This window comes from Paraburkholderia sp. J41 (assembly GCF_905220235.1).
Classification (GTDB): domain Bacteria; phylum Pseudomonadota; class Gammaproteobacteria; order Burkholderiales; family Burkholderiaceae; genus Paraburkholderia.
Genome location: NZ_CAJMZE010000026.1, coordinates 70,467 through 81,326 on the forward strand (window position 1 = coordinate 70,467; position 10,860 = coordinate 81,326).

Consider the following 10,860-nt stretch of genomic DNA (forward strand, 5'->3'; position numbering starts at 1 on the left):
CGTGAGCGAGCGCGGGCTTTTCTGGCGCGCCTGCGGGCGCGTTGCGGCAGCGCAGAAGCCCGCGCGCGGCGGGCGCGGACGGCGTGACGCGCGGTGATACACTCGATCGGATCATCCGCGCAGCAACCCAAGCGAAGGAGGCAACCGATGGCTGATTTCCGACTCTGGTCCGACGACTTTCCGAGCAACGGTTTCATGTCGAAGGCGCAGGAATTCGACGACCACGCATTCGGCGTCGACGGAGACAATCTCTCGCCCGCGCTCCAGTGGGACAACCCGCCCGCCGACACGCAAAGCTTCGCACTCACCGTCTACGACCCGGACGCGCCCACGGGCAGCGGCTTCTGGCACTGGGTCGTCGTCAACATTCCCGCCGACGTGCGCTCGCTCGCGCGCAACGCCGGCAAGCCCGACGGCAGCTTGCTGCCGCAAGGCGCCTTGCAGGTGCGCAACGACTACGGCACGGTCGGCTTCGGCGGCACGGCGCCGCCGCGCGGCGACAAACCGCATCGCTATATCTTTCGCGTTCATGCGCTCAAAGCCGCGCAACTGCCGGTCACGCCCGACACGACCAACGCGGTCGCGCGCTTCATGACGCATCTGAACGAAATCGACTCGACCACCTACGTCGGGCTCTACGAACTGAAGTGAACGCCGGCGCGGCGCCGGTCCTGCCACGCGCCGCACTCACATAACAACAAGTCAACTCAAGGGCCGCCGCGCCACGAAACGTCGCGCGGCGCTGTTCGTCGATGGCCACACCCACGCACTCCGATTCTCCCACCCAGCCTTCGAACGCCGGCCACGCCGAAACCGAGACCGGCCTGCCGTTGCCGCAGCGTTACTACGCCATTGCCGTGGTCGCCTTGGGCATCACGCTCGCCGTGCTCGACGGCGCGATCGCCAACGTCGCGCTGCCCACCATCGCGCGCCACCTGCACGCGAGCGCGGCCGGCTCGATCTGGATCGTCAACGCGTATCAGCTCTCCGTCACGATCTCGCTGTTGCCGCTCTCCTCGCTCGGCGACCGCATCGGCTACCGGCGCGTGTACCTGGGCGGCCTCGCGCTGTTCACGGTCGCGTCGCTGTTCTGCGCGCTCGCCACCTCGCTGCCCGAACTGGCCGTCGCGCGCATGGTGCAGGGCTTCGGCGGCGCGGGCATCATGAGCGTGAACACGGCGCTCGTGCGCCTCATCTATCCGCGCGAGCGGCTCGGGCGCGGCGTCGCCATCAACGCGATGGTGGTCGCGGTGGCCTCGGCGGTCGGACCCACGCTCGCCTCGGGCGTGCTTGCCGTCGCGCCGTGGCCGTGGCTGTTCGCGATCAACGTGCCGATCGGCATCGCCGCGGTCGCGTTCGGCCTGCGCGCGCTGCCGGGCAACGAACGCCATCCCGCGCCCTACGATTACTTGAGCGCCGCGCTCAACGCCGTGGTGTTCGGCCTGCTGATTTTTGCCGTCGACGGCATGAGCCACGGCGAAAACACGCCGCTGGTGGCGGCCGAACTCGTGCTGGCCGTGATCGTCGGCTGGTTCTTCGTGCGGCGTCAGCTCACGCAGCCCGCGCCGCTTCTGCCCGTCGATCTGCTCGCGAATCCCGTGTTCGCGCTTTCCATCAGCACCTCGGTCTGCTCGTTCACGGCGCAGATGCTCGCGTTCGTGGCACTGCCCTTCCTGTTGCAGGAAACGCTCGGCTTTTCGCAGGTCGCCACCGGTTTTCTCATGACGCCGTGGCCGCTCATCATCGTCGGCGCGGCGCCGCTCGCGGGCTCGCTCTCCGACCGCTATCCGGCGGGCATCCTCGGCGGCATCGGGCTCGCGCTGTTCGCGCTCGGCCTGCTGTCGCTGGCGACGCTCGGCGCGCATCCTTCCGTCGTCGATATTTGCTGGCGCATGGCGCTCTGCGGCGCGGGCTTCGGCATTTTCCAGTCGCCCAACAACCGGCAGATTCTCTCGTCCGCGCCGCGCGAGCGCAGCGGCGGCGCGAGCGGGATGCTCGGCACCGCGCGTCTCACAGGGCAAACGCTAGGCGCGGCGCTGGTCGCGCTGATCTTCGGCATCGCGCCGAAACACGGCCCGGCGCTCGCGCTGGCCGTCGCCACGGGTTTCGCCGCAGTCGCCTCCGTGGTCAGCATGCTGCGGCTCGTGCCGCGCGGCGCGGCGCCCACTCACGCGCGCTAAGGCGGGTTATCGGCATAAAAAAACGGCGGCCCGAAGGCCGCCGCAGGATGTTGCGCTTATGAAGCGCGCCAGCGTTTGGCGCGCGATCTAGAGCGTGCCGCGCGCCTCGCGCCTGGCCGGTTGCGCGGGCTTGGCCGCCGTCGGCGCGGACTTGGCCGAAGCCGGCGAAACCGCAGCGCTTGCATTCGCATTGGCAGCGGCATTCGCTCCCGAGCCCGGCGCCGCGCTGCGCGCCTTCGCCGTTACCGAAGCCGCCGTCGCCACACTGCGCAGATCCGCGAGGAAATTGTCGCGCCATACGGAAAGATTGTTCTCGCGCAACTGCGCCATCATGTCGTTGTAGCGCGAGATGCGCTCCGCGTGCGGCATGGAAAGCGCGCGCTCGAGCGCTTCGGCCGTCTGGTTCAGATCGTAGGGATTCACGACCAGCGCGCCCGGCAACTGCTCCGCCGCGCCCGCGAACTGCGAAAGCACCAGCACGCCCGGATCCTCCGGGTTCTGCGACGCCACGTACTCCTTCGCCACGAGATTCATGCCGTCACGCAGCGGCGCCACGTAGCCCACCTGCGCCTGACGGAACAGCGCCATCAGCAGATTGCGCTCGTACTTGCGGTTCAGGTACTGGATCGGCGTCCAGTCGAGCTGCGCGAAGCGACCGTTGATGCGGCCCGCCTCGCCTTCGAGATTGCGGCGGATCGTCTGGTAGGTCTGCACGTCGGAGCGCGTGGGCGGCGCGATCTGCAACAGCGAGACGCGGCCGTGCCAGCCCGGCCCGTTCTGCAACAGCCGCTCGAACGCCTGGAAGCGCTCGGCGAGACCCTTCGAATAATCGAGACGGTCGACGCTCATGATGAGCTTGCGTCCGCGCATGGCTTCGCGCAGGCTGCGCACCGGCTTGCGGTCGGTGAACTGCGAAGCGGATTTGGCGATCGCATCGGGATAGATGCCGATCGGGTACGCGCCCACCTTCAGGAAGCGATCCCACGCGTGAATCATGCCGTCGTCGCTCGACTGGCCGTGGCCGCCGCGCTCGATGTAGTCGACAAACGCCTGACGGTCGGCGTCGGTCTGAAAACCGACCACGTCGTAGTGGCACATGAACTTCATCAGTTCTTCGTGCGGCGGAATCGAGCGCATGACTTCGGGCACGGGCAGCGGAATGTGCAGGAAGAAGCCGATGGGGTTCTTCACGCCCAGGTCGCGCAGGCAACGTGCGAACGGAATCAGGTGATAGTCGTGTACCCAGATGATGTCGTCGGGCTGGATGAGCGGCTGGAGCTGGCGCGCGAGCGTCACGTTCACGCGCAGATAGCCGCCGTACTCCTGACGCTCGTAGCGCGACAGATCGTTCCGGTAATGGAACGTCGGCCAGAGCGTCGTATTCGAGAAGCCCTTGTAGTACTGGTCATAGTCGCGCTTGGTCAGACCGACGGTCGCATACGTGACGCTGCCCTGTTGTTCGATAACCGGCTCAGCCGGTTCCGCGACGGTCTCGCCGCTCCAGCCGAACCACACGCCGCCGGTCTCCTTGAGCGCGTCCAGCACGCCGACTGCCAGCCCACCCGCGGCCGGTCGACCTTCCTGCGTCGGCGCTACGCGATTCGATACCACGATCAGTCTGCCCATTGCGGCCATACCTCCTGTTTCGTTGGGTCCGATGACGATACGTGGAACAATAATGCAAGAGTCGTGCCGGTTTCACGGGGTCGAAGCAAAAACTTCTTCCACGCGCCAACCAGCCGAGTGAATTTCTCGCTCGGAAACGCCTTCGACAGAAAAGCTTTTTGGCCGGACGACCTGCCGGAAAATGCGGGGCCGCAACGCAAAAAATCAGGCGTCCTGTTCGGAGCCGAGATCGCGCTGATAGTCGATGCCCTCGGCACGCGCGCCGCCCTGGTTGTGCTCGCCATCGGGCGGTACGCCGGGGGCTGGACGGTTTTGCGCGGCAGGGTCCGGGGCGAGCGAAGGCGGCGACGCGAGGTCGTTTGCGGCGTCGTTCGGATTGCCGGAAATGGCCTGCGAGCCGCGCGGCCCACGTTTGCCCGAATAACGGGCGGAACGGCGCAAGGCGGGATGTCTCATGTCGGTGCCTCCAGCGGAACGCGGCCATACAACGATGGCTGCTTGTGGCTGCTTGTAGCTTTCTGTTTTCGTCAATCCGGGGAATGCGGCGTCAATTGCCGGTAAATATGTCGACGCGCTTGTAAGTAGTACACGACGCGCCGACGAAAAACCAGCAGTAGCGGCAAAGTGTTCCGGGTAAGCAGTCAACTCGGCCGCTGCACAGCTCTCATCGTTCACCCAGCCGGGTAAAACCCGCGCGACCCACGCGTGATCGCCGCATTTCGCGCGGCACGCCCGGCTTTCGCAAACGACCGCGAGCGCCGCACCGAACGCGGCACTTCGCCCGGTTGCGGCGGCGGGTCGCCTACGGGCGGCACGTCTGGCGGCGTGGGGTCGTCGGGAGGGGTGTCGGGTTGCGGCGTGTGCGCAAGCCACGGCTCGTGGCGAGCGGCGCTGCGGGAGAGATCGTGAATGTTGCGGCTCGGCATGATTCGCTCCTTCCTTGGCGGATTTCCTTGGCGGACTTCCTTGAGATACGAATCATGGGCGCAAGCGCCATACCGCTGAAAAGGCTCTGATGCGCGTCGGTGCGCGAGACGGCGAGGGAGAGGCGACCGCCGGCGGCGTGCGTTGCGCGAAGCGCGCGCACGCCGTCCATCACGGTTTCATCGGCACATCGTCAGGCGCCGCCGGCGACCCGCGCGGGCGCATCGCCCTTGCCGCCGCCTTCGTTGCCGTACTCCACGAGCCGGTTATAGAGCGTCTTGAGGCTGATGCCGAGAATTTCCGCCGCGCGCGTTTTCACGCCGCCGCACTGCTCGAGCGTCGCGAGTATCAGTTGACGGTCGGCGTCGGCGAGCGACGTGCCGAACGGAATCGTCACCGCCGTGCCCGCGAGCGGCTTCGAAAGCGAAATCTGCAACGGCACCGTGGCCGTGAGATCGCCGTCGTTGCCCGACATGATGTGCGCGCGCTGCACGTAGTTCTTGAGCTCCCGCACGTTGCCCGGCCACGGATACGCCGCCAGCATCTCGCGCACGGCGTTCGGGAACTGCTTCTTCGTGCCGTGGCGCTCGTTCAGCTCGTCGAGGAACGCCTGCGCGAGCAGTTCCACGTCCTTGCCGCGCTCGCGCAGCGGCGGCAGGTTGATCGGGAACACGTTCAGGCGGTGATACAGGTCCAGACGCAGCTTGCCTTCGGCCACGGCCTGCTCGGGATCGCGGTTGGTCGCCGCGATCAGGCGCACGTCGGTTTCGATTTCCTTCGTCGTGCCCACGCGCATGAACATGCCGGTTTCCAGCACGCGCAGCAGCTTGACCTGGAGTTCGATCGGCATTTCGGTGATTTCGTCGAGGAACAGCGTGCCGCCGTTCGCGCGCTCGAAATAGCCTTTGTGCTGACGGTCGGCGCCCGTGAACGAACCGCGCTCGTGGCCGAACATTTCCGATTCGATCAGGTTCGGCGAAATCGCGCCGCAGTTCACGGCGAGGAATTCGTGCTTGCGGCGCAGGCTCAACTGGTGAATCGTCTGCGCGGCGACTTCCTTGCCGGTGCCCGACTCGCCCACGAGCATCACCGAAGCCGGCGTGGGCGCCACGCGGCTGATCTGGTCGTACACGTCCTGCATGGCGGGCGAGTGGCCGAGCATGAGGCCGAAGCGGCCCATGCGGCGCAGTTCGCCGCGCAGCGTGCCGATTTCGGCCTTCAGATCGCCCGCGCGCGGCAAGCGGTTGAGAATCGACTTCACGCGCTGGAGGTTGATCGGCTTCACGAGGTAGTCGATCGCGCCGGACTTGAGCGCGTCGACGGCCGTTTCCACCGTGGCGTGTCCCGTGATGACCACGAGTTCCACGCCCGAGCGCGGGTCGAGATCTTCGAAGAGATCGGTGCCGCTGCCGTCGGGCAGCTTCAGGTCGGTGAAAACGACATCCGGCATCTGCCGGATGAGCTGGATGCGCGCTTCGCGCAGGTCGCCCGCCTGGGCCGTCGTGAGTCCGTCTTCGCCCACCACGGCTGCGAGTGCCTCGCGGGTCTCGGCGTCGTCATCGACAATCAATACATGTGGCATCGCGTCTCGTCAGCCTGGATTGGTGAATGGCTACAACGCAAGCACGCCGCGCCTTTCGCAACCGCGCCGGACAGATTCGCCCGGCGCCGCGAAAGTCGCGGCGCACGCAATGCGCTGCAGTGGGTACGTGCAGTGGAGTACGAAACGCTCGGGTGCGCGCCGCAGGCGTGCGGCTTGCACGCTTTTCATACGGGTTTGCCGCAGTTTTGCCGCGGTTTTGCTATACAGACGCAACAATACTACCAGCTACGCGCGGCCCGAACGTTGATTGTTGTGGATATAAGTATTATAGACTTATTCAAGATGGCCCGGCGGGCCTCTCGCAAGGCGCGCCGGTCTTTCATCTGTCCTTCGTCCGCTTCTTTTCGCTCTGCTCAGCTATGCGGAAACGGCCACGGCGAACCGGCTGCGCCGTTCGTCGACGCGCCGTTCACGCCGCGCGCGCCGCCGCGAGCCGTGGCGCCTTCGACGCCCGTCGCGTTGTTGCCGGTGGCTTCCGGCAGCGAGCCGCCCTCGCCCTCCCAGCGGTGCAGATCGCGAGGCGCGGGCGCGCCCGCGCGATTGCGCTGCGCCGCGCGCCACGCCAGCACGCCGGCCGCGCCGACCAAGCTCATCCTCAACAGGGTTCCTAGCAAGCTGCTGTTCTTCGCCATTTCGATCTCTCCCAAATGCGCCTCGCCGACGGAAAACCGCGCACGGCAACTATGTGCGCGGCAACCCGAGGCCTCGTCGCGGCGCCGCTCCAAACCGATGGAGACACGCGCCAGTCGGAATTTCGCAGCACGCGGCGTGCCAGGGTCCAGGATTTGCTGCACTGCGCCGAAAGAGGACGCGGATCAAGACTCGAAGGCGCAGCCGCGCCGCACGTTGGGCCGACGGCGTAAATCGGATTTGGCGTGTAAAACCGGCCTGCATCGACGCATGAGCGACGCAGTGGCAACGTATATGCAATGCATAAGCGAGGCATGAGCGAGGCAAAGCGAGGCAAAAGCGACGTGAAACCGGCGTAAAACCGGCATCAAGCCGTCGCCGGGCGGCTTCGCAGCGCCGAAAACCGGGGCAAACCGAGCCTGCCTGCGCACGTCTGACGGACGCGTTTCGCGCGGCGCATCGTCCGCGTCCATTGCTCACTTACGCGCGAGAGTGGTTAAATGTTACGAGATGAAAACCTCACGGCCGTCGGCGCGACACTGTCCGCGCCAGTCCTGGACGGCCAGCCTTCGGATCGCAGGGCCGTTTCCCCGTCGCCGCGCGCCCGCGCGCGGCGGCCAACGCCCGCACTACCTTTGCAGGACGAAATCCCTATGGCGTCAATCGAGCCGGGCTCGCCCGCCGCCAGCCGAAAAGCCGGCAATGCCGGAAATTCCGCTCATGCCGCACCGCCCGCCGAGGCGCGTGTCGCGGGTCTGGAGTCGTATGGTCTGCTATACGGCTCCTCCGGAGTCATGCAGGACCTCTACGCGCAAATCGGGCGCGTTTCCGTCACCGAAGCCACGGCGCTGATCGTCGGCGAATCGGGCACGGGCAAGGAGCTGATCGCCCGCACCATCCACGCGCAGAGCGGGCGCCGCGACGGACCGTTCATCGCCGTGAACTGCGGCGCGATTCCCGACGAGCTGATCGAAGCCGAACTCTTCGGCCACGAGAAAGGCAGCTTCACGGGCGCCGTGCAGGCGCGCGACGGCCACTTCGAGCATGCGCGCGGCGGCACGCTGTTCCTCGACGAAATCACCGAGATGTCGCTTCTGCATCAGGTGAAACTGCTGCGCGCGCTCGAAACGGGCGAATACTTCCCGGTGGGCGGCAATCAGGCGATTCGCGGCGACGTGCGCATCATCGCGGCGACCAACCGCGACCCCGTCACGGCCGTGAAGGACAATGCGCTGCGCGAGGACTTGATGTACCGCCTCGCCGTGTTTCCGTTGCGCGCGCCGCCGCTGCGCGAGCGCGAGCGCGACCGCGAACTGCTCGCGCAACACTTTCTCAACGAGCTGAACGCGCAGGACCGCACGCAGAAGGTGTTCAGCAAGCGCGCGCTCGAAACGGTGCGCAACTGGTCGTGGCCCGGCAACGTGCGCGAGCTGAAGAACGCCGTGTATCGCGCGTTCATCCTCGCCGAAAAGCAGGTGGAGATCGCGCATCCGCAACTCGTGCCGAAGGTGAAAAAGCCGGTCACGCAAGGCGACGCCATGAGCGTGTGGATCGGCACGCCGCTCGCCGACGCGCAGAAGCAGATCATTCTCGGCACGCTCAAATACTGCGGCGGCGACAAGCGGCTCGCGGCGCGCACGCTCGGCGTGAGCCTCAAGACGCTCTACAACCGGCTGGGCAGTTATGGCGCCGACGACGGCGAAGGCGGCGAGGTCGATCTCTCCGGCGAAGCCGCCATCGACGCCGACCCGGACACCGACGCGCCCGAAGAAACCTGACATTGCGCTAACGCGCCGCGGCTTTCTGCGCCGCGGCGCGTGCTTTTTCCGCGCGCGTCAATCAGAGAAAAGACTCAAGCGCACCTGCTTTTGCAATTTCTTGCACTTTCCCTATGCACGTTAACAATCCCATGTTGCACAATCCGCAGCACGTTAACGTACAAACCCGCGTACAAACCCGCGCATCAACTCGCGCATCAACCCGTGTAAAACCCGCGTGCCGGATCGCGCCACGGGGTGCAGATTCATTCGCCTGGACGCCGAATCCGCGATCGACATCGCGCGAAGCGCGGCGTTCGGTCCACGGCCGACGAATCCTCGACGAGCACCCCGGCACCCCGGCGCCCATCCGCCAGCGAGCGGCAAGCCAGCGGCAGGAAAAGATCATGCAAGAACGACGTGCCCGGGCGCTGGCCGCGCCCACCCTGACCCTCTCCGGTATCGCTGACATCAGCCGCGTTGCGCCGCGCCGGCGACGCTCCCTCTCGCTCACGCTGCTCGCCGCGGCGGCCAGCCTCGCCTGCTCCGCGTGCAGCTCGCTCTACTCCGAGGGCGCGCAAACGGCGGCCGGTATCGGCGGCGCCGCGATCGCCTCGAAGGTCACGAGCAACGCCGCCGTGGCGACCGGCATCGGCCTTGGCGCCGTGGCCGCCGCGAAGGCCGGCGTGCAGTATTCCGAGCGCGTCGTCCATACCAACACGCAGGACAGCATCGCGAAGGTCGCCGGGCCGCTCGACGTGGGCGGCGTCGCGCCGTGGTCGATCAAGCATTCGTTCCCGATCGAGGACGATGAGCACGGCCGCGTCACCGTGAGCCGCGCGATCAGCACGGGCGCGCTCGACTGCAAGGAAATCGTGTTCTCCGTCGATCACGACGCCACCAAGGACAAGGCCGCGTCGAGCGCGTTCTACGTCGCCTCGGTGTGCCGCGACGGCGAAACGTGGAAGTGGGCGTCGGCCGAACCCGCCACGCCGCGTTGGGGCGCGCTGCAATGAGCGCGGCCATTTTCGCGCAACGCCGCGCAACCGGTTGGCTCGCGCTCGCCGCGCTGTGCGCGGGCGTCGCGCTCGCCACCAGCGGCTGCTCGTCGATCGGCGCGGCCAGCGGTGCGGCGGCCGCCGCCGCGACCGGTATCGCCACGGCCAATCCCGCGGTGGGCGTGGGCGTGGGCATCGCCGTGCAGGCCGCCACCGACGAAGCCGTCAACCGCTTCATGAAGGGCATGCACGCGGACCAGCAGGAACTGATCGCCGAAACGGCCGGACGCCTGCCCGTGGGCGGCACCGACTCCTGGCGCATCAAGCACACGCTGCCCGTGGAAAACGGTCACGGCGAAGTGCGCGTGACGCGCGCATTCGCCTCCGCGCTCGCGCTGTGCAAGGAATTCGCGTTCTCGGTACAGGACGGCGACAAACCCGACTCCCCTTCGCAATGGTTCACGGCAAGCGCGTGCCAGGACGAATCGGGCTGGAAATGGGCGACGGCCGAACCGGCGGTCGAGCGCTGGGGCACGCTGCAATAAGCGCACGCACAAGACAAAACGGTCGCCGATGCGACCGTTTTTCATGCAGCGGCGCAACGTGACGCGGCGCGCTCAGGACTCCACGTCTTCCAGGCTGAAGATTTCCGACTGGTCGTTGTACGAAAAGATTTCGCCGTAACGGCCCCAGTCGATCACGGTGTCGAGCGTTTCTTCCGCCGCGCCGTCCGAGAGGAAGTCTTCGAGTTCCTGCTCGAAGCGCACGCGCGGCGCGCGATGGCCGGGCCGCTCGTTGAGCACCTTCTTGATCCGCGCCGCGAGCGGCACATGGCGCAACAGATGCTCCGCGAACATCATCTTGCGCTCCTGCGTGCCGAACTCCGCGAATACGCGCGCGGGCGGCGTGAGCAGCACGTCGCCTTCGCGCACGTCCGCGAAGCCGAGGTTTTGCAGCACTTCGGCGATAGGAAAGAGATCGTCCACTTCGAGGTGCAGCGAGCGCGCAATTTCCGGCATGTCGGCGCGGCCGTGGTACGGCGCGGCAGCGAGCGTTTCGATCAAACCGGCCATCAGGTTGGTCGACACGCGCGGGAGCCAGCTACCGAGTTCCAGGCCCTTCTTCGTGGTTTCGCCCGTCTG

At 66.6% G+C, this 10,860-nt stretch carries 10 protein-coding genes and 1 pseudogene; 5 read left to right on the forward strand and 6 right to left on the reverse strand.

What is annotated here, in order from left to right; all coding sequences use genetic code 11:
- The first annotated feature begins 147 nt into the window (after positions 1–147).
- The gene (locus tag U5805_RS23410) at positions 148–651 is read left to right on the forward strand and encodes a YbhB/YbcL family Raf kinase inhibitor-like protein (protein WP_322105888.1); all 504 of its coding nucleotides are present in this window, start codon (positions 148–150) and stop codon (positions 649–651) included.
- Between the two features lie 101 nt (positions 652–752).
- Positions 753–2,180, forward strand: a complete 1,428-nt coding sequence (locus tag U5805_RS23415; protein WP_322105889.1) for an MFS transporter — start codon at positions 753–755, stop codon at positions 2,178–2,180.
- 231 nt (positions 2,181–2,411) lie between these two features.
- Here the strand turns inward: U5805_RS23415 and otsA are convergent.
- From otsA to U5805_RS23440, 5 genes and pseudogenes are all read right to left on the reverse strand, one after another.
- A pseudogene (gene otsA / locus U5805_RS23420) lies at positions 2,412–3,806 on the reverse strand (alpha,alpha-trehalose-phosphate synthase (UDP-forming)); the annotation flags it as partial.
- Between the two features lie 204 nt (positions 3,807–4,010).
- Positions 4,011–4,262 carry a hypothetical protein gene (locus tag U5805_RS23425; RefSeq protein WP_322105890.1) on the reverse strand — a complete coding sequence of 84 codons (252 nt, stop codon included), beginning with the start codon at positions 4,260–4,262 and terminating at the stop codon, positions 4,011–4,013.
- A gap of 215 nt (positions 4,263–4,477) precedes the next feature.
- Positions 4,478–4,732: a hypothetical protein gene (locus U5805_RS23430; protein ID WP_322105891.1), complete on the reverse strand. Its 255-nt coding sequence runs from the start codon at positions 4,730–4,732 to the stop codon at positions 4,478–4,480.
- Positions 4,733–4,923: 191 nt separating this feature from the next.
- Positions 4,924–6,312 carry a sigma-54 dependent transcriptional regulator gene (locus U5805_RS23435; RefSeq protein WP_322105892.1) on the reverse strand — a complete coding sequence of 463 codons (1,389 nt, stop codon included), beginning with the start codon at positions 6,310–6,312 and terminating at the stop codon, positions 4,924–4,926.
- A 374-nt stretch (positions 6,313–6,686) separates the two neighbouring features.
- Positions 6,687–7,127 (reverse strand): hypothetical protein, encoded by a 441-nt coding sequence (locus tag U5805_RS23440; protein ID WP_322105893.1) that lies wholly within the window; start codon positions 7,125–7,127, stop codon positions 6,687–6,689.
- 489 nt (positions 7,128–7,616) lie between these two features.
- Here U5805_RS23440 and U5805_RS23445 point away from each other — a divergent pair, with 489 nt between their 5' ends.
- From U5805_RS23445 to U5805_RS23455, 3 genes are all read left to right on the forward strand, one after another.
- The gene (locus U5805_RS23445; RefSeq protein WP_322105894.1) at positions 7,617–8,741 is read left to right on the forward strand and encodes a sigma-54 dependent transcriptional regulator; all 1,125 of its coding nucleotides are present in this window, start codon (positions 7,617–7,619) and stop codon (positions 8,739–8,741) included.
- Between the two features lie 386 nt (positions 8,742–9,127).
- The gene (locus U5805_RS23450) at positions 9,128–9,736 is read left to right on the forward strand and encodes a hypothetical protein (RefSeq protein ID WP_322105895.1); all 609 of its coding nucleotides are present in this window, start codon (positions 9,128–9,130) and stop codon (positions 9,734–9,736) included.
- Positions 9,733–10,263, forward strand: a complete 531-nt coding sequence (locus U5805_RS23455) for a hypothetical protein (RefSeq protein ID WP_322105896.1) — start codon at positions 9,733–9,735, stop codon at positions 10,261–10,263. The genes U5805_RS23450 and U5805_RS23455 overlap by 4 nt, the downstream gene beginning before the upstream one ends.
- Positions 10,264–10,335: 72 nt before the next feature.
- Here U5805_RS23455 and U5805_RS23460 read toward each other — a convergent pair.
- Positions 10,336–10,860 (reverse strand): AAA-associated domain-containing protein (locus U5805_RS23460; protein WP_322105897.1); only part of this gene is annotated, 525 nt, incomplete at its 5' end.